15 protein-coding genes are annotated in these 18786 nt (G+C 44.5%); 1 reads left to right on the top strand and 14 read right to left on the bottom strand.

The genetic code is table 11. The features are described 5' to 3' along the window. Nucleotides 1-321: 321 nt before the first annotated feature. From ABID29_RS04460 to ABID29_RS04430, 7 genes are all read right to left on the bottom strand, one after another. The gene (locus ABID29_RS04460; protein WP_354364676.1) at nt 322-795 is read right to left on the bottom strand and encodes a sigma-70 family RNA polymerase sigma factor; all 474 of its coding nucleotides are present in this window, start codon (nt 793-795) and stop codon (nt 322-324) included. Between the two features lie 378 nt (nt 796-1173). After that, nucleotides 1174-2100, bottom strand: a complete 927-nt coding sequence (locus ABID29_RS04455) for an ATP-binding cassette domain-containing protein (protein ID WP_354364674.1) — start codon at nt 2098-2100, stop codon at nt 1174-1176. 10 nt (nt 2101-2110) lie between these two features. Beyond that, nucleotides 2111-3166, bottom strand: coding sequence for an ABC transporter ATP-binding protein (locus tag ABID29_RS04450; protein WP_354364672.1), 1056 nt, complete (start codon nt 3164-3166; stop codon nt 2111-2113). A 9-nt stretch (nt 3167-3175) separates the two neighbouring features. Then, complete coding sequence (oppC, locus tag ABID29_RS04445) at nt 3176-4102, bottom strand: oligopeptide ABC transporter permease OppC (RefSeq protein WP_354364670.1); 927 nt, start codon at nt 4100-4102, stop codon at nt 3176-3178. Continuing rightward, nucleotides 4102-5604 (bottom strand): ABC transporter permease, encoded by a 1503-nt coding sequence (locus tag ABID29_RS04440; RefSeq protein WP_354364668.1) that lies wholly within the window; start codon nt 5602-5604, stop codon nt 4102-4104. Before ABID29_RS04440 ends, oppC begins: the two co-directional genes overlap by 1 nt. 67 nt (nt 5605-5671) lie before the next feature. Next, entirely contained in the window at nt 5672-7657 is a 1986-nt protein-coding gene (locus tag ABID29_RS04435) for a peptide ABC transporter substrate-binding protein (RefSeq protein ID WP_354364666.1), read from the bottom strand. 187 nt (nt 7658-7844) lie between these two features. Then, on the bottom strand, nt 7845-9839 hold the full coding sequence (locus ABID29_RS04430; RefSeq protein WP_354364664.1) for a peptide ABC transporter substrate-binding protein: 1995 nt from the start codon (nt 9837-9839) through the stop codon (nt 7845-7847). A gap of 218 nt (nt 9840-10057) precedes the next feature. On the opposite strand from ABID29_RS04430, the gene pbp3 reads away from it, so the two are divergent. Beyond that, nucleotides 10058-11302: a D-alanyl-D-alanine carboxypeptidase PBP3 gene (gene pbp3, locus ABID29_RS04425; protein ID WP_354364663.1), complete on the top strand. Its 1245-nt coding sequence runs from the start codon at nt 10058-10060 to the stop codon at nt 11300-11302. A gap of 190 nt (nt 11303-11492) precedes the next feature. On the opposite strand, the gene sufB is transcribed toward pbp3, so the two are convergent. The 7 genes from sufB to mecA form a co-directional block, all read right to left on the bottom strand. After that, nucleotides 11493-12908, bottom strand: coding sequence for a Fe-S cluster assembly protein SufB (gene sufB / locus ABID29_RS04420; protein WP_354364662.1), 1416 nt, complete (start codon nt 12906-12908; stop codon nt 11493-11495). A gap of 35 nt (nt 12909-12943) precedes the next feature. Beyond that, nucleotides 12944-13384 carry a Fe-S cluster assembly sulfur transfer protein SufU gene (gene sufU / locus ABID29_RS04415; protein WP_354364661.1) on the bottom strand — a complete coding sequence of 147 codons (441 nt, stop codon included), beginning with the start codon at nt 13382-13384 and terminating at the stop codon, nt 12944-12946. Continuing rightward, the gene (locus ABID29_RS04410) at nt 13371-14600 is read right to left on the bottom strand and encodes a cysteine desulfurase (RefSeq protein WP_354364660.1); all 1230 of its coding nucleotides are present in this window, start codon (nt 14598-14600) and stop codon (nt 13371-13373) included. Before ABID29_RS04410 ends, sufU begins: the two co-directional genes overlap by 14 nt. A gap of 4 nt (nt 14601-14604) precedes the next feature. Beyond that, nucleotides 14605-15867, bottom strand: a complete 1263-nt coding sequence (gene sufD / locus ABID29_RS04405; RefSeq protein ID WP_354364658.1) for a Fe-S cluster assembly protein SufD — start codon at nt 15865-15867, stop codon at nt 14605-14607. 39 nt (nt 15868-15906) lie between these two features. Beyond that, entirely contained in the window at nt 15907-16677 is a 771-nt protein-coding gene (sufC, locus tag ABID29_RS04400; protein ID WP_354364656.1) for a Fe-S cluster assembly ATPase SufC, read from the bottom strand. A gap of 100 nt (nt 16678-16777) precedes the next feature. After that, complete coding sequence (locus ABID29_RS04395; protein WP_354364655.1) at nt 16778-17968, bottom strand: glycosyltransferase family 4 protein; 1191 nt, start codon at nt 17966-17968, stop codon at nt 16778-16780. Then, the gene (gene mecA, locus ABID29_RS04390; protein WP_354364653.1) at nt 17965-18696 is read right to left on the bottom strand and encodes an adaptor protein MecA; all 732 of its coding nucleotides are present in this window, start codon (nt 18694-18696) and stop codon (nt 17965-17967) included. The genes ABID29_RS04395 and mecA overlap by 4 nt, the downstream gene beginning before the upstream one ends. Nucleotides 18697-18786 lie beyond the last annotated feature (90 nt).

Genomic DNA, 18786 nt, shown 5'->3' with positions numbered 1-18786 from the left:
ATCTTCATAACTTCACCCTGCACGTTTGGTTCGTCTTCTTTAATTTTCAATGGTCTTCATCGCCTCCTTGCGAGACAACTATCTTAGTATATCACCTCTCCAGATTCTTGTCAACACTTTTAATCAACTTTTTTTAATCTTTTTTCGCCTTGACTAATCCATCTGAGACAACTTCACTAGTCTATCATCTCATTTATAATTTGTCAAGACTTTTTCCGAGGTTTTTGGAACAGGCCGATTACGCCTCCGGTGAAACCTTTCAAATCAAATAAGAAGAGAGAGCGAAAAATCACTCTCTGATCCTTACTAAATGGCTACGACTTAGCCTTTAAAATCCTTCAAGTAATCCTTGAGTTCCCGCAACATCTGCTTACGTCCTTTGAAGCTCTCGCCTCCAAGCAACTTATCATAGTTTTCTTTCATTGCTTTAGGCAACCGAGACCGATAACTAGCCAGCATGTCCCGAAGAATCAACCGTTCGTCCATGGCCATCTCCCGCACGTGAAGTTTATGGGCGATAGCCCCGACCTCTTCATAGGCCTGGCGATTAATCCGGCGCTTATGACTCTCTTGTTTACGGACCATATCAAGGACATAGTTACGAAACTTGGTCTTGAAGTAGCGATAGAGTTCCCCTTCGCGTTCCTCAATACCTGGACACTCCACCAAAAGGCGCGATAGCACAAACATCCCCTCCTGATCCCAGTCCGACTGGTCCCAGAGCTGAATATAGTAATCCTTACGAGTCTTGTGGACAATCCCTGTTACCTTGGCATAAATCGTTTCAAATCGCATCACTTCCTCCTTAATATTTGTGATAAACAAATTATATTCGATTTACCAAATCACTTGATTTCTTTTTCATAAAAGGTCGGTTTTTAAGCATGAACGGTTAAAGAGGCATTTACATCGAAGCAAGTGTCAAGTAGCATAGGGACTCCCAACAGTATGAAATTGATTCTCTTTCCTATATTTTTAAGACAGCTTCAACTGGAGAAGCATCATTTTTATGAAGCTAAACCCACCTTTTACTAGAACTTTTTAAGAATGTAATCAGCTAAGTTTGTAATTACGAAAGAAATATGGCTTTCAGACTGACCTTCAGTTCATTACAGGCCATCAAAAGCCGAAAAAACCACTCGGAATTTTCCAAGTGGATTAGCTTCATATCTGTTATAAAATTTCTTTTTTATAAGTTGCAATCTCTGAGTCATTCCCCCAGACAAAGTGACCAGGTTTGAGTTCAGCCATATATGGTTTAGATTCGTTATAATCATGCTGGTCCGGATCATAGACAACCAACTCTTTTTGGCGCTCTAAGAGCGGATCCGGGATCGGAACAGCAGACAGCAGTGATCGGGTATAAGGATGAATAGGATTACGGAACAATTCTTCCGTTTCAGCAACCTCTACAATCACTCCCTTATAGATAACGGCAATACGATCTGAGATAAAACGCACAACAGAAAGGTCGTGAGCGATGAACAAATACGTCAAGCCAAACTCTTTTTGAAGTTTCTTCAAAAGGTTTAATACCTGGGCACGAACAGATACGTCCAAGGCCGAAATCGGCTCATCAGCGATAACCAACTCTGGTTGCATGACAAGGGCACGTGCAATCCCAATCCGCTGACGTTGGCCACCTGAAAATTCATGTGGGTAACGTGTCAAATGTTCTTCCAAAAGCCCTACTTCAGTGATGATATCTCTAACCTTTTGACGGCGTTCTTCTTCATTCGCATAGAGTTTGAAGTTATGCAAACCTTCTGAGATGATGTAATCAACCGTCGCCCGATCGTTCAGACTGGCAGCTGGGTCTTGAAAAATCATTTGGATTTTGCGGATGACATTTTTACGTTCTTCCGAAGACAATTTGCCACTAATGGTTTTTCCATCGTAGACAATCTCACCTGAGCTGGTAGGATTTAAGCCGATAATGGCACGGCCAATTGTTGTTTTCCCGGAACCAGATTCACCAACTAACGAGAAGGTCTCTCCCTTATTGATAAAGAAATTGGCATTTTTAACAGCAACAAATTTCTTCTTCCCTTCACCGAAGGAAATTTCTAAATCTTTAATTTCAACTAATTTTTCAGTCATTTCCTTCCTCCTATTTTGCTGCTAGCATCTTCTGCTTGATTTTTTCGTGAAGATTTTGGATAGCTTCTGGCTTGTCAACCTTCGGTGCATCTGGATGCAAGAGCCATGTCTTAGCCCAATGAGTATCTGACACATGGAATGCAGGCGGATGTTCTTCAAAGTCAATCTTCATAGCATAGTCTGAACGCAAGGCAAAAGCATCACCCTTCAATGGCGTGTAAAGAGATGGCGGTGTTCCTGGAATAGAAAAGAGGTTTCCAGACTCGTCTGCCAACTGCGGCAAGCTAGACAGCAAGCTCCATGTGTAGGGATGGCGGGCATCGTAGAAGACTTCTTCAACCGTTCCGTACTCGATCACTTCACCAGCATACATAACCGCCACCTTGTCTGCGATGGCCGCTACCACACCCAAATCATGGGTGATGAAGATAGTTGTAAAGTGATACTCTTCCTGCAAACTCTTCAACAAGTCAATAATTTGCGCTTGGATAGTCACATCCAAAGCAGTCGTCGGCTCATCACAAATCAGAATATCTGGACGGCAAGCCAGAGCGATTGCGATAACGATCCGTTGGCGCATACCACCTGAGTATTGGAATGGGTATTCGTTGAAACGTCTTGCTGCGTCTGGAATGCCAACTTTTTCCATATAATCGATCGCTAAAGATTTCGCTTCTTCCTTGGTTTTTCCTTGGTGCTTAACGATTACTTCAACGATCTGCTTTCCAATGGTCACGATTGGGTTCAAACTGGTCATTGGGTCTTGGAAGATGGTTGCGATTTTTCTACCGCGGATTTTTTCCCAATCTTGATTCGTTTTAAGTTCGGTCAACTCTTGACCACGATAGTCAATACTACCATTAGCCACACGGCCGTTGGTTTCCAACATTCCTGTGAAGGCGCGGGTCAAAACCGACTTCCCAGAACCTGATTCTCCCACGATTGCTAAAACTTCGCCTTCTATTAAGTCAAGAGAGACGTTTCGGATTGCTGTTAAGACACGATCACGGACTTCAAATTCCACAACCACATCTTTGGCGCTTAAGATTACATTATTTTTGGTCATAAAGCCTCCTTATCTGTGGGTACGTGGATCGCTGGCATCGGCAAGGTTTTGACCAACGATAAAGAGCGAGAGCGATACTAAAATCAACACTGTCAACGGAATCCAGAAAAGATAAGCATTGGTTGTCACGTTTTGAGCGTATTTGGAAATCAAACGCCCTAAACTAGGAACCGTTGCTGGCAAACCCAAACCGAAATAAGATAGGAAAGCCTCATAGTTAATGAATCCAGGCAACATTTGCGAAACAGAGGTCACGATTACAGAAACCAACTGTGGCAGAAGGTTTTTAGCGATAATTTTATAGGTTGGCGTACCTAGAGTTTGACTAGCCAAGTTATATTCCAAATCACGGTAGCGCATGATCTGAACACGAATTCCAAAGGCCGTTCCGATCCAGCTCGTCACTGTCATGGCAAAAATCAAATTCCAGAAACCTGAGCCGATAGCATAGGTCAAGACAATAACGATCAAAAGCGACGGAATGTTTGAAATAACGTTGTAGACTTCCATCATGATGCGGTCGAAAGACTTGGAAACGCCCCAAATACCACCGACAATAACACCGATAACCATATTGATCACTGTTGCAATAACAGCAATCAAAATAGAGTTTCTCGCACCGAACCAAACCGCATCAAACAGAGAATGGGCATTGGCGTCTGTACCAAACCAATATTGCGCATTAGGCCAGTTATAACGTGCTGAAAAATTGTTGATGTTACTTACATCATTGAAATCATAATCAGAGAAAAATGGATAAATGGCACTCATCAAGACAATGACCAACAAAAGTCCCAACATAAAAATAGTGGATTTTTTCTTGAAAAATTGTCTAAAAACAGAGCTCCAATAAGAATAGGTCGGGGTATCAATCGTTTCAGAGGCAAAATCATCCCGTTTAACAAATTCAAATCTACTTTTATCAATCGTTGACATTATTTACCTCCTTTCTTAACAGACAAATTAATACGTGGATCGATGACAGTCATCAAGATATCCCCTGCCATAGCAGCAAAGATAAAGAGAGAACTAAAAATGAATGTCAAACCAACAACCATGGCACTGTTAGAAGCTCGAACAGAGTCAATCATCATCTTACCCATACCTGGGAAGGCAAAGAGAGATTCCGTCAAGGTTGCACCAACAATGACCCCAACAATAGAACTTGGCACAGAGGCAACAATTGGCACCATGGCATTTTTAAAGATATGCTTGTAGGAAATTTCCTTCTCAGACAAGCCTTTGGCACGAGCAAAGCGCACATAATCGCTTGAATGTTGGTCAATCAAATAGCGACGCACCCAAACCGTTAGACCAGGCACACTGAGAATCCCCAAAATAAGTGCTGGTAAGACATAAGACTTAGGATCCTGAGCTCCTAAAATAGGGAAGGCATTCGGCAACCCTACTGCTGAACCGGCCGTCCGCACAATGTAAGCCAAGGCCACAGATGGCAGAGACATCAAGAAGGTTAGTGCCGCTGTTGAGATACTATCGAAACGACGCCCTTTATACCGTGACATGAGAATAGCAAGGGGCATACCAATCGCATAACCGATAATGACCCCGATAATTCCGATAATAGCCGAGCTGACAATCATAGACGGATCCGTGTAGTTGTTCACAGTCACCGTGTAGGCATCGCCTGCCCCAAAGTTTGCAACCGTTTGAGAATCAGCCTTGTCAGGAGAGCGATAAGTACGGCTATAGATATCCACAGACGAATTCTTCGTTTGACCGCTAGGGAAGGTCACTTCAGACATTTTTTTACGTCCTTGCCCTTGGGTAATGACCTGCAAAACAGGCGTGTTTTGGTAGGTTGGATAGGATGTTCCTAGATTGAGATTAATAAAATTCTGATGGATAAATGGAAACTTGCCGTTAAAGTATAAGAGATACTTATGCTTGGTTCCTGAACCTACAACAGACCAACCAACTGAAGGGTCATTTTCGATGGAAAGACCGCGTTTAAGGTCCTTATTGCTGGCGTCTTTCACCTTCCAAGGATGATCTATTTCAATCAAGTTAGTATAAAACTCAAAGACCCGTTGGAAAATAGGCACTTCTCGGGTTGCATAAAATTGACCAGATTCTTGAAATTGGTGCAATTTCCAGCCATTGCCCAACTGTTTCAAATAAGCTTCATAAATCGCTTTGTTAGCTTCCGTTCCTTCAACCGTCACGCTACTATCAAAGCTACTGGCCTTGTCTTGAAGCTCCTTCGTTGTGTAGTAATCAATGTAGCCCATACGCTCAAAGATGGTGTTTTCATACTCCGCCTTTGTGTCCGGGGTTTTGGTCATTTTTGTGTAGTTTGTGTCATTCTTGAAAATCTGTCTTCTTGGTACCAAAGTATAAACGATGGTATAGATTAAAGTGGTTACCAAGAAGATAGACACCAAGGAGCGCAAAATACGGCTAAAAATGTACTTTTTCATTAGGTGTCCTCCAAATTCCAAAAGAACTTTCTCTAAAGGGTTAGAGAAAGTTCTCCTGAAATCAATTTTATTCTACGTGATCCGCTAATGCTTCTTCCGCCTTAGCGTTAGATTCAGCTTTTTCCTTCAACCAAGCTTCATAAGCCTTTTCATAATCTGCTGTTTTAACTGTATCTTCTTGTAACTTGAGATACTTGTAAGTCGCAGCACCCTTGTTCCCTACTTGAGCGTAAGCACCTGTAAATGGTACCGTCTTACGAACAGATGGCAGGGCTCCGTTAGAAGAGTATGGAATAACGACTGAAGCATCAACCAACCATGCTTGTGCTTTGGCATAGCCTTGGTAACGCGCTACAACATCTGTTGTTTCTTTTGCTGCATCGTCCAATAACTTATCATAGGTCTCAAATCCAATAGTCTTCGCAGCAGCACTGTCTGAACCACCATCAATACCAATCACGTAAGAGTGAGAGCCATCCAGAGCTGTGTTAAAGATATCAAGGTAAGTAGATGGGTCTAGGAAGTCTGGTCCCCAGCCAGTTGCCAGAGAAAGGTCATAATTCAACTGAGACGCGTTAGTCGCAAAGTAAGCTGCATTATTATAAGCATCTTCATCCATCATTTGCAAGTCTACCACAACATTATCCGAACCCAAAGCAGATTCGATAGATTGTTTAAAGGACTGGGCACGCGCTACACCAACTTCAAACGCTTGATCTACAGGGATATCCAAACGAATCGGGAACTTCACGCCTTGAGCTTCCAATTCTTTCTTAGCCTTCGCAAACTCTGCCTTAGCCTTCTCAACATTATACAAGCCATCTTGGGCATCATCTAATTGAACATCCGCCCATTCTGTTCCGTAGCTAACCAATTCTTTTTCAACGATATCGCCAAAGTTCTCACCACCAGCTGTTACAAAAGCAGATGGTACCAATGACGTACGAACCCCTTTAAGCGCTGCATCTTCACCGACAGATTGAGCGTTATACCCTTCACGGTCAAAAGCAAAGGTAATGGCTTGACGGAAATCTTTGTTCAAGATAGCTGCTTTAGTAGCTGCTTTTTCTTCATCCGTCGTTTTTGAGGTGTTGTCATAATTTTGACGATCGGTATTAAACAAGCCGTAGTAGGTTGTTGAACCTTGTGGGCTATAGATAATATTGTCGCCATACTTTTCTTTTACTGTAGAGTAAAGAGACGAATTAGGGAAAACACGTGCTTGGGTATAGTCGCCACTGTCAAAGTTTTTGAAGAGGGAGTCTGAATCAGAGCCATCAAAGAAGGACAATTTGATGGTGTCAATAAACACATTACCAGCATCCCAATAATTTTCGTTCTTTGTAAATTCAATTGAAGACTTCGCTGTCAAGGCGCTCAACAGATACGGTCCGTTATAAAGAATCGTAGACGGGTCAGTAGCTGTACCAAACGCATCTCCTTGCGTTGTTAAGAACTCTTCGTTAACTGGGAACAAGATGTTCATCGTTGTCTTAGAGTTCCAGAATGGTTCTGGTTGCTTAAGCGTGTATTGAACCGTCTTGTCATCGAGTGCCTTAATACCAACAGATGCAAAATCTTTGTTTTCGCCTTTTAGGTAAGCATCCAAGCCTTTAATAGAGTCTTGGACGATGTAAAGCCCCTCTGACTCCTTGTCAGCAGCATATTTCAAACCAGTGACGAAGTCCTGAGCAGTTACTGGCGCGTACTCTTCGCCATCAGCCGTAAACCACTTGGCATCTTCACGAAGGGTATAAGTGTAGGTCAAGCCATCCTCAGAGACTTTCCAGTCCTCCGCAAGAGACGGAATCAAGTTGCCGTATTGATCATTTTCAAGCAAACCATCAATCAAGTTAGAAGTGATATCTGATGTTGCCGCTTTGTTGGCTAAAAGATAATTCAAAGTATCCGGATCAGTCGAATAAACATATGAATAGGTTGATGGAGCAGAAGATGAACCGCTTGATGATGAATTACCACCACCACACGCTGCCAATACACCTGCTGCAAGCAAAGTCACACCTGCAAGCGCGAACATTTTTCTTTTTTGCATGATAATCTCCTTTAATTCACTAACTACAGCAAGTTAGCTGATAAGGTAGATTATATCAAATTTTTTTTAGAATGTAAACCATCTGAGTAAGAAATTTTCTGAATGTTTTGTTAAGGTTTCTCTTTTCACAAAAAGTGTTCTCCGAACTAAGCCGAAGAACACTCTAAAATGATAAACTGGACTGAAATTATTCTACATGGTCTGCTAAAGCTTTTTCAGCCTTGGCATTAGATGCTTCTTTTTCTTTCTTCCAAGTCTCAAGCGCTTTGTCATACTGCTCTTGAGTCACCAATTCAGACTGAAGTTTCAAGTACTTGAAGCCTACGCCGTCCTTGGCACCAACTGTTGCATTAGCTGATGAGAATGGCACCGTATAGCGAACAGATGGAAGTGCCCCATTTGAAGTGTAAGGAATCACAACAGCTTCATCCGTCAACCAAGCTTGAGCCTTAGCATACTTCTCATAGCGTTTGGCAGTATCAGATGTCTCGGCAGAAGCTTCGTCCAAGAGTTTGATGTAATCGTCGAAGCCAACTTTTTTCGCAACTTCACTGTCAGAACCACCATCAATACCGATAGTGTAGGTCATGCTTCCTTCTTTGGAGGTATTGAAGATATCTAGGTAAGTTGATGGGTCTTGGAAGTCTGGTCCCCAACCTGAAGCAAGGGAGATATCATAGTCCGCTTGAGAAGCGTTAGCTGCATAGTAGGTCGCAGCGTAGTAGCCATCCTCATCCAACATTTGGATATCAATTTGGACATTATCAGCACCAAGGGCATCTTCGATAGACTTCTTGAAGGATTGGGCCTGTTGCACACCAATTTCATTTGCCTGATCAATTGGCACATCCAGACGGATCGGGAAGCTTACACCCTCTTTTTCAAGAGCTTCCTTGGCCTTGGCAAATTCTTCCTTAGCCTTATCTACGTTGAAAATACCGTCTTGACCGTCATCTAACTGGACGCCTTCCCATTCTTTACCGTAAGTGACGATTTCCTTCTCAACCAAGTCTGCAAAGTTATTTTCCCCAGCCGTTACAAAATCAGCTGGAACAATCATGGTACGGAGTGAATAGGCTGCGCCATCAACACCTTTACTTTGTGCGTTGTAGGTTTCTCTATCAAAGGCAAAGGAAATCGCTTGACGGAAGTCCTTGTTTTGAAGAGCAGCAGCTGTCGATTTCTTCTCATCATCGCTCGTCTTAGAGGTATGATCATACTTGGTCCGCCCCATATTCAACATAGCGTAGTAGCTTGATGTGCCCTGTTGTGAATAAACGATATTATCACCATACTGTTCCTTAACACTTGCATAACTTGAGCTATTAGGATACACACGTGCCATTGTATAGGCACCGTCGGTCAAGCCCTTAATTAGGCTTTCTGGATCTGATCCATCAAAGTAAGTCAATTTGACATCCTTGATGTGAACATTGTCAGCGTCCCAGTAATTTTCGTTCTTAGTATATTCGATGGAAGATTTAGAGGTGATGGCAGTCAGGAAGTATGCACCGTTATATAGAAGCGTTGATGGGTCTGTCGGCGTCCCGAACTTGTCGCCTTGAGCGGTCAAGAACTCTTCATTAACTGGGAAGAGGATCCCCATCGTTGTTTTAGAGTTCCAGAAAGTTTCTGGTTTATTGAGGGTGTATTGAACCGTACGGTCATCAAGTGCTTTGATACCTACTGTGCTAAAGTCTTTTGTTTCCCCTTTGACATAGGCATCCAAGCCTTTGATAGAGTCTTGAACGATGTAAAGGGCTAAAGATTGTTTGTCTGCTGCATGCTTAAGACCTGTCACAAAGTCCTGAGCAGTGACGTCTGCATACTCTTCACCGTCGGCTGTATACCACTTAATCCCTTCACGAAGGGTATAGGTGTAGGTCAAACCATCTTCAGAAACTTTCCAGTCTTCTGCTAATGATGGAATCAAGTTGCCATACTGGTCATTTTCCAAAAGACCATCTACCAAGTTTGTGATAATGTCTGAACTTGTCGTATGGTTATCGTAAAGGTAGTCTAAGGTTTCTGGATCAGAAGCGTAGACATAAGAGTAAGTTGTCGGCGCGTCTGCATCTACTGAACCGCCACCCGATGCATTATTATTACCACTACAAGCCGCTAAAACAGCAGTTGATAGAAGCGTCACCCCTGCCAGGGCCAACCATTTTTTCGCTTTCATATAACAATCTCCTTTTTGTTCGGGATTTATCCCTAAATCCTTATAGATTTTATTATATCATCAGCCCTTTCCTTTGTCAACTAAATTTTCTGATTTTTTTTATTTTATAAATGTTAGAACATGTTTTTTTAGTCACAAAGAATACAATATATTCATTTATCTTCTAAACGCTCGTCTGTCTCTTTTGTGCTATAATAGGAACTATGAGGTTATTAGACATGAAATTATCATTGCTTAAATGGCGTTTAGCTACAATCCTTATGCTCTGCTTTATCAGCCATTCACATCCGCTCAAGGCCCAAGAACAAGAAAGCTTCGACGTTGCTGCTAACCATGTCATGGTCGTTGAGGCAACAACCGGAAAAATTTTATATGAAAAAGAGAGTGAAACTGTTACAGGAACTGCATCAACTTCCAAACTATTGACTGCCTACATGGTCTACGAGGCTATCGAAAACGGTAAAATCACCTTATCTGATCCTGTTGCCGTCTCTAATTATGCTTATGAGCTTTCGCTAAATACCGAAATTGCCAATGTCCCTTTGGACGCTAGACTCTATACCGTCAAAGAGCTTTTGGATGCCGTTTTGATTTCTTCTGCTAACGGTGCAGCTGTTGCGCTTGCTGAGCACATCTCCGGTACCGAGCCTCGCTTTGTTGATGCCATGTCTGCCAAGGTCAAGGAATGGGGCATTGATGATGCTAAGTTAGTTAACGCTACCGGCATCAGCAATCGCTATCTAGGAGACCATCGTTATCCTGACAGCAAGGAAGAGGATGAAAACACGATGAGTGCTCGTTCTCTGGCTATCATTGCTCGCAAACTTCTCCAGGATTATCCCCAAGTGACTGAGACGACTTCACTCTTATCTGCCAATTGGTCTTACACAACCATCTTCACCTGGAACTTGCTCTTGAGAGGGGCCATGTATTCTCGACCTAGTGTGGACGGGCTGATGACAGGGACCTCTGAAAAATCGGGGTCATCCCTGGTCGCATCCAGCACTGAAAGTGGTATGCGCGTTATTACTGTACTACTAGGCGCTCATGGAGGGGAAGAAGATCCTTCGGCACGCTTTGTGGCAACCAATCAACTGCTCAATCATATCAAAGACTCCTACTACTTCTGGACCATTCTCCCAGAGGGCAAGGCCTACGAGGGAAGCAAAACTGCTGTTTTCAATGGCAACAAAAGCCATGCCACAGCCGTAACCAAAGCCGACTTCAATGTTGTCCAAAAAATGGGAGAGCCCAACCTGAGCCTGACCTTCAAAGCAGCCAAAGAAACGCCTGAAGCTCCTATAAAACAAGGGCAACCTGTGGGCCAGATAAGCTTCGACGACGACGGCTACCTGGATAAACCACCGACAATGACCATGGTCGCTAAGGAAGAAGTCAAACGCGCCATCTTCTTCAAGGTCTGGTGGAATAACTTTGTCAAATGGGTCAACGAGGAGCTTTAATACTCAAAGACAATCAATCTCGCTTAGGAAAGGAAACTGATGATAGAACTGGAATTCATCCAAGCGAATTGACAAGAGCTATGAGCATAAGCTCCAAATCGCTCCACAAAAAAACAATCAAGCCTGCACCGTTAGTTAAATATAAAAAAACTGAAACAGGATTCCAAATGAATCACGTTTCAGTTTTTTCTTATCCTACAGATCCTTCCATTTCATAGGCAATCAAGCGATTGAGCTCAACAGCATATTCCATCGGAAGTTCTTTCGTAAACGGCTCGACAAAGCCCATGACAATCATCTCAGTCGCCTCACCTTCGGACAAACCACGACTCATAAGATAGTAGAGTTGCTCTTCTGAAATCTTAGAGACCTTGGCCTCATGCTCAAGGGCAACCTGTGAGTTATGAATTTCATTGAAAGGGATGGTATCTGATCTGGAAATGTCATCCATCAAGATGGTGTCACACTCGATGTGGCTGATGGATTTCTTGGAATTGCGATTAAAGGTTACTTGGCCACGATAGTTAACCGCACCGCCACCTTTTGCAATAGACTTAGAAACAATGGAGGAGCTGGTATGAGGCGCATTGTGGATCATCTTGGCCCCTGTGTCCTGATTTTGACCAGTATTGGCAAAGGCGATAGACAACATGGTTCCACGCGCCCCTTCGCCATCCAGGTAAACCGACGGGTACTTCATGGTCGTATGGGCGCCTAAGTTTCCATCGATCCATTCAACAGTAGCGTCACGCAGGGCACGCGCTCGTTTGGTCACCAGGTTATAGACATTGTCCGACCAGTTTTGGATAGTGGTATAGCGCATGTAAGCACCATCCAAGGCAAAAATTTCAACAATGGCCGCATGGAGACTAGCTGTCGAATAGGTCGGAGCCGTACAGCCCTCAACATAGTGGACACTAGCCCCTTCATCAACGATAATCAGGGTGCGTTCAAACTGACCTGTTCCTTCGTTGTTGATCCGGAAATAGGTCTGGAGAGGAATGTCACACTTGACCCCTTTGGGCACGTAAATGAAGGTTCCACCAGACCAAACAGCCGAATTGAGCGCTGCCAACTTATTATCTGTTGGCGGTACCAACTTAGCAAAGTATTGCTTGAAGAGGTCTGGATATTCTTTCAAAGCAGAGTCAGTGTCGGTAAAAATGATACCTAACTTTTCAAACTCTTCTTTCATATTGTGGTAAACCACCTCTGACTCATACTGGGCTGAGGCACCCGCCAAATAGGCTCTCTCAGCCTCAGGAATCCCAATCCGTTCAAAGGTTTCCTTGATTTTTTCAGGAACCTCATCCCAAGAACGGGCTGGCTTATCAGATGGTTTTTGGTAGTAGATAATCTCATCAAAATCGATTTGAGAGAGGTCTGCACCCCAAGTTTCCAAGTCCATCTTTTTAAACGCTTCATAAGATTTCAAACGGAAGTCCAGCATCCACTCAGGCTCCCCCTTGATCCTGGACATTTCACGGATAACTTCTTCGGACAAGCCCTTCCCTGTCGAGACAATAGGCTCTACATCATCGTGAAACCCGTATTTGTACTCACCGAGGTCAATCGGTGTCGGTTCTACTTTTTCGTTTTCAGACATACGCTTCCTTTCATTTTCTTAGTTGATCATCACTCTTATTCAGATGCTTGATGACGGGCCACGACCTCTTTGAGGGCATTCCAGGCCAGGGTGGCACACTTGATTCGCTGGGGGAATTTGGCAACACCTGCTAAGAAGGCGGCATCTCCCAGCTCTTTTTGCCTAGGGTCATTCTGTCCCTGTACCATCTCGGAAAAAAGCTCTGCCATGTCGAGAGCGTGACTCACGCTCTCGTTTACAACAAGATCGGTCATCATGGAGGCTGAGGCAGTTGAAATGCTACAGCCATGCCCATCAAAGGCGATCGCTCGGATCATATCTCCTTCAATCTTGACTGAGAGTTGGATCATATCTCCGCAGGTAGGGTTGTGAAGTTCTAAGACTTCTGCATCGGTCAAGCGGCCCTTATGATGGGGTGAACGCGAATGCTCTGCCACCACTGCCATATAAAGACTGTCTAGCTTAGAGAGTGCCATGGAAAAACTCCTTTGTCTTGATCACCGCATCAATCAGGCGGTCGCAATCTTCCTTGGTCGTATAGAGGGCAAAGCTGGCTCTTACCGTTGTCGGAACATCCAAATAGGTCAACAAAGGCTGAGCACAATGATGCCCCGCTCGCACAGCCACCCCTTCGTAATCCAGGGCTGTTGCCACATCGTGAGGGTGCAAGCCGTCTAAGTTGAAGGCAATAACCCCCGCACGGTCTTCTGGGGCTTTTGGACCATAGATCGTCACGCCGTCAATAGCAGCTAGCTTGGGCAGGGTGTAAGCCATCAGTTCTGCTTCATGCGCTGCTATTTTAGATAGGCCAATCCGACTAATGTAATCAATAGCAGCTCCTAGTCCGATTGCCCCTGCCATATTGGGAGTCCCAGCCTCGAGCTTCCAAGGTAATTCCTTCCAAGTAGCCGATTGCTCAGTTACCGTAGCGATCATCTCACCACCAAATTCAACAGGAGTCAGCTGTTTCAAATGACTTTCCTTGCCGTAGATAACGCCGATACCGGTCGGCCCATAGAGCTTGTGTCCCGAAAATGCCAAAAAGTCTACATCCAAGTCTTGCACATCAACAGGCAAATGGGCGATCGACTGGGCCGCATCTACCGCAACCAAGGCCCCTTTGGCATGAGCGAGTCGGGCAATGGTCTTAATCGGGTTGATGGCGCCTAGGACATTGGAGATGTGCGTCAGGGCGACTAATTTAGTCCTTTCCGTCAAAGCAGCTTGGAACCCATCCATGTCTAGCTGCCCATCCTTGAGGTAAACATAGCGTAAGGTCGCTCCTGCAGACCGGCACACTTCCTGCCAGGGAATGAGATTGGCATGGTGTTCCATGATGGAAATCAAAACTTCATCTCCAGGCGATAACCACTGGCCTGCGTAGGATGCAATCCAATTGAGGCTGGTCGTGGTTCCTCGGGTAAAGACGATTTCTTTTAAAGAAGCCGCATTGATAAAGCTCCTGACCGTTTCCCTGGCCCCTTCGTAGGCTTGGGTCGCCCGTTCTGCCAAGGTGTGGACACCCCGGTGGACATTGGCATTGTCCTTCTGGTAGTAAGCCTGAACCGCTTCGAGGACTTGCTTGGGCTTTTGGGTGGTCGCCGCATTGTCCAAATAAACCAAGGGTTCATCATTGACCAGCTGGTCCAAAATTGGAAAATCTTGGCGGAAAGACTTCAAATCATCTAGCATCTGCTTATCTCGCTTGTAATTTTTCTTCTAGGACCGCTATCATCTCCTCACGCACCGACTTGACAGGAATTTCGGTGATAACAGCACCGAGGAAACCACGGACAACTAAACGTTCCGCTGTCGCACGGTCCAAGCCACGGCTCATCAGGTAGTACATGTCTTCCGGATCCACCTGGCCAATTGAGGCCGCATGGCCTGCCGTGACATCATTTTCATCAATCAATAAAATAGGATTAGCATCGGATCTGGCCTTGTCAGACAGCATCAGAACACGGCTCTCCTGCTGGGCATCCGCCCCTTTGGCACCGCGCAAGATGTGGCCGATGCCGTTAAAGGTCAAGGTCCCTCGCTCTAAGATTACCCCATGCTGGAGGATGTGGCCAATCGAATGATTCCCGTGGTTAGTGACACGGGTATCAATCCCTTGCACTTGGCGTCCAGAAGACAGGCCAACCACCTTGAGATCAGAGTGACTGCCGTTACCGACTAAATCACTGTCAAAATCTGCAATGACATCGCCTTCATTCATCACGCCTAGGGCCCAATCGATGGTCGCGTCATTAGCCAGGCGACCGCGACGGCTCATGTAGGTGGTCACTTGGTTGCCCAAACGGTCAATGGCTGCAAACTTGACCTGACTGCCTGCCAGAGCAATGACTTCAACCGCAATATTGGCTGTCACCGGTATATCAGAGGCATTCAAAGTTTCAAACCGCTCCTGGTAGGTGAACTTACTGTTTTTGCCTGCAATAATCAGGACCCGTTTATTAAAAGGTACAGCGCTAGCCCCATCTTGGTAATAAATCCCTTCAATGACCTCTGAAACCTCGACACCATCTGGGACATATAACACCGCCGTACTGTTAAAATAAGCACTGTTATATGCCGCTAATCGGTGGGTATCATCAGGGATCGCCGAGGACAAATACTGCTGGACAAGGTCTGGGATCTGCTCCAAAGCCCCCATCAAATCGGTAAAGACCACGCCAGTCTCAACCAAATCCATCGGCAATTGTTCCAAGACCGTCTGCGTGCCCACCTGAACCAGCTTGGGATTGTCCCCAAGCTGGGTAAAATCTGGCACCGCACCTAGTTCTTCGTTGCTAGCAATCGTGCCATCACCCAAGTTCCAGCGGTGAAATTTCACCCGCTCGATGACTGGTAAATCTAATTGATCCAGTTTATCAAAAGCTGCTAAGCGTTTGTCTGTGAGCCAAGAGGGCTCTCCTAGACCTGCAGAATAAGCTTGAATTACTTCTCTTGTCATGTCTCCTCCTCTTCCATTTCCTTCCTTGAGATTAGGGGTTTAAACTTCTTCCTCGTAATGGAGACCCAACTCATCTGCAATCTTAGCGTAACCTTCTTTTTCAAGACGCAGGGCCAACTCAGGTCCACCTGAAAGCACCACACGTCCTTCCATCATTACATGCACTACATCAGGTGTGATATAGTTGAGCAGACGCTGGTAGTGGGTGATAATCATGGCCCCAAAACCTTCACCACGCATGGCATTGATCCCTTTAGACACAACCTTGAGGGCGTCGATGTCAAGACCAGAGTCAATCTCGTCCAGTAAGGCAAAGGTCGGCTCCAGCATGAGGAGCTGGAGGATTTCATTGCGCTTTTTCTCACCACCAGAGAAGCCTTCGTTGAGGTAGCGCTCAGCCATTTCTTCTTTCATGTTGAGCAATTCCATCTTCTCATCCAACTTGGTGATAAAGTCACGAACAGAGATTTTCTCATCATCTTCTTTACCAGCATTCATAGCGGCACGTAAAAATTCCGCATTGGTAATGCCAGGGATTTCTGACGGATATTGCATGGCCAGGAAAAGCCCCATACGGGCACGCTCGTCCACTTCTAACTCCAAGACATTGACCCCATCAAAGAGGACTTCTCCTTCAGTTACTTCATAGTTAGGGTTGCCCATGATGGCGGCAGAAAGGGTTGATTTCCCTGTTCCGTTGGGGCCCATAATGGCCGCAATCTCCCCTGTTTTAAGCGTCAAATTAACACCTTTTAAAATTTCCTTGTCTTCAATGGAAACATGAAGATTTTTGATTTCTAAAACTGACATGATGATTCCTTTCTCTTATAAACTATGGTTTAGAAGCCTATCCCTTACAATCGAGAACATGCTCTCCCTAGCTTAGTTTATTATAGCAGAAAAAGCCTGTCTAGGCTTTCCTTTTGTTTTTTTTCTGATGGGTTTTGCCCTTGCTTCGGCGCTTGGCCAAGACCTGATCACGATAACCACTATTGCCAATAAAGCGCAAGAGATTTAAAATAGGGGTTCGCTTTTCACCTAAAATCCCAATCAATTCTGCTAGGAGCCAGACCCCAAACACCAGGCCGATGACCAATAAAATCCCACCGATTCGGCTAGAAATATTGAACAAGAGCGAGATGCTGGAAAAAATAAAAGCGATGGCATAGATGACCAAGACAGTCCCCCGATGGGATAGTCCCAACGAGAGCAGGCGGTGATGGAGGTGCATCTTATCCGGCTCATAAATCCGTTGTTTAGACAAACTTCTTCGAATAATCGCCATCAGCGTATCGGTTATCGGTACTCCCAGAATTAACATCGGTGTCCCAACAGCAACTGCTGTTGAATTTTTCAAGCCCTGAAGAGAGAACACCGCAATCAAAAAACCGATAAACAAAGCCCCTGTGTCCCCCATATAGATAATGGCCGGGTGATAATTATAGGGCAAAAATCCCAAAATCGCTGCAACCAGCAAAAAAATGAGCATGGTCAAAAATAGATTGCTGTCAAACAGGAAAAAGTAGGAGACTATCCCCATGGTGGTCAAGGAAATAATCGAGACCCCTGCCACAAGCCCGTCCAGACCATCCATCAAATTGACCGCATTCATGATGCCAATAATCCAGATAGTAGTCAACAAAAAGGTTAGAATAGGGTCAAATTCAATAAAGGGCCCTCCAAAAGGGAGCTTAAACTTATCAAAATGAAAATCAGTAAAACCGTATATCACGCCAGCTGCTAAAAACTGACCGATTAATTTCTTTTTGGCAGATAACTCGACAATATCATCAACCAAACCCGTTATCCCGATAATGAGACTACTAACCACCACCGGCCAAACATAGGACAGATAATCTCTTCCGTGAATATCTGTCGTTTTGATAATTAAGGGCAAAAAAACCAGGCAAGCAACCGTAAAGGCAATAATGATAGCCAAGCCACCTGCGCTTGGCATGGTCACCTTATTGATTCGCCTGGCATTGGGCCGATCGACCGCTCCGATCTTAAAAGATAAAAAGCGAACCAGCGGTGTCATCGTTACAGCGATCAAAAAAGTCCCAATGAAGACTAAAACATATTGTAAGGCAAATGGAATCATTCGTTGTGAACCTTTTTCAATTGCTCGATGGCATTAACCTGAAGAAGCTGATAAGCATGCTCCTGAAGGTAAGGCCTGCTATAGCCTGTATCCTCCGCATGCTCTAAAATCCTAGAGTGAATAAAACCAGCATAGGACGGTTCCTCATCCAAAAGATCAATCAAAAGCGTCATGTAATAGGTCCCATTATACTTATAGAGTTCCGAAGTATCCACAGGATAGTCCACTCCCTTGGCAAAAGACACCGCCTCTCCTAGATCTGAAAAGCGCAAGGTAAAATAGATATACCGGCCAAGGGGAGCAGCAGAGGGTTCCTGATCTTCTAATTGATTTTCCAACAACTCCAAGGCAGCTACAGCCTTTTCATCAGCAGAGCTCTTGCCCTTTAAGGTCTTTTCCAGGGTCTTGAAAAATTCATCTGGCGATAGGTGCGAGATGTCCTCTACATTAGCCATATCAGCCAAATCTTGGAAATCCAGTTCCTGATCAATGTCTGACTTGGTCACAAAGATATCCAGCTTATCAGGCTTGGGTGTCACCCTAAAAGACAGCATGCCTGATTGCCTGAAGTGGTCAGGCATGTCCAGTTCTTCTAAAATGCTGTAAAAGAATTCTTCTGTCTTTTCTTGGGGCATCAAAAAATCAGCCAATTCCATGCCCCGTTCTTCTAAATCATCCATTTTGATAGTGATTTTTAAGGTTGACTCACTAATTTGTTTGATTTCCATTATCTACCTCGTGCATTCTTGCGTGTCTTACTATTATATCTAATTTATCCAGATTTTTCAAAGAGAAAGAAGTTCTAAAAGTGTTACACC

Origin of the sequence: Streptococcus rupicaprae (genome assembly GCF_040545225.1) — a bacterium.
GTDB classification, from domain to species: Bacteria; Bacillota; Bacilli; order Lactobacillales; family Streptococcaceae; genus Streptococcus; species Streptococcus rupicaprae.
The sequence above is the reverse complement of the archived record's forward strand: the minus strand, read 5'-3'. Positions and strand labels throughout refer to the sequence as shown.

Coding starts and splice junctions, on each gene's coding strand:
- sufB (WP_354364662.1), bottom strand. CDS start 12,908: ATGTCTGAAAACGAAAAAGTAGAACCGACACCGATTGACCTCGGTGAG.
- pbp3 (WP_354364663.1), top strand. CDS start 10,058: ATGAAATTATCATTGCTTAAATGGCGTTTAGCTACAATCCTTATGCTC.
- ABID29_RS04395 (WP_354364655.1), bottom strand. CDS start 17,968: ATGATTCCATTTGCCTTACAATATGTTTTAGTCTTCATTGGGACTTTT.
- ABID29_RS04435 (WP_354364666.1), bottom strand. CDS start 7,657: ATGCAAAAAAGAAAAATGTTCGCGCTTGCAGGTGTGACTTTGCTTGCA.
- mecA (WP_354364653.1), bottom strand. CDS start 18,696: ATGGAAATCAAACAAATTAGTGAGTCAACCTTAAAAATCACTATCAAA.
- ABID29_RS04430 (WP_354364664.1), bottom strand. CDS start 9,839: ATGAAAGCGAAAAAATGGTTGGCCCTGGCAGGGGTGACGCTTCTATCA.
- oppC (WP_354364670.1), bottom strand. CDS start 4,102: ATGTCAACGATTGATAAAAGTAGATTTGAATTTGTTAAACGGGATGAT.
- ABID29_RS04455 (WP_354364674.1), bottom strand. CDS start 2,100: ATGACTGAAAAATTAGTTGAAATTAAAGATTTAGAAATTTCCTTCGGT.
- sufD (WP_354364658.1), bottom strand. CDS start 15,867: ATGACAAGAGAAGTAATTCAAGCTTATTCTGCAGGTCTAGGAGAGCCC.
- ABID29_RS04460 (WP_354364676.1), bottom strand. CDS start 795: ATGCGATTTGAAACGATTTATGCCAAGGTAACAGGGATTGTCCACAAG.
- ABID29_RS04410 (WP_354364660.1), bottom strand. CDS start 14,600: ATGCTAGATGATTTGAAGTCTTTCCGCCAAGATTTTCCAATTTTGGAC.
- sufC (WP_354364656.1), bottom strand. CDS start 16,677: ATGTCAGTTTTAGAAATCAAAAATCTTCATGTTTCCATTGAAGACAAG.
- ABID29_RS04440 (WP_354364668.1), bottom strand. CDS start 5,604: ATGAAAAAGTACATTTTTAGCCGTATTTTGCGCTCCTTGGTGTCTATC.
- ABID29_RS04450 (WP_354364672.1), bottom strand. CDS start 3,166: ATGACCAAAAATAATGTAATCTTAAGCGCCAAAGATGTGGTTGTGGAA.
- sufU (WP_354364661.1), bottom strand. CDS start 13,384: ATGGCACTCTCTAAGCTAGACAGTCTTTATATGGCAGTGGTGGCAGAG.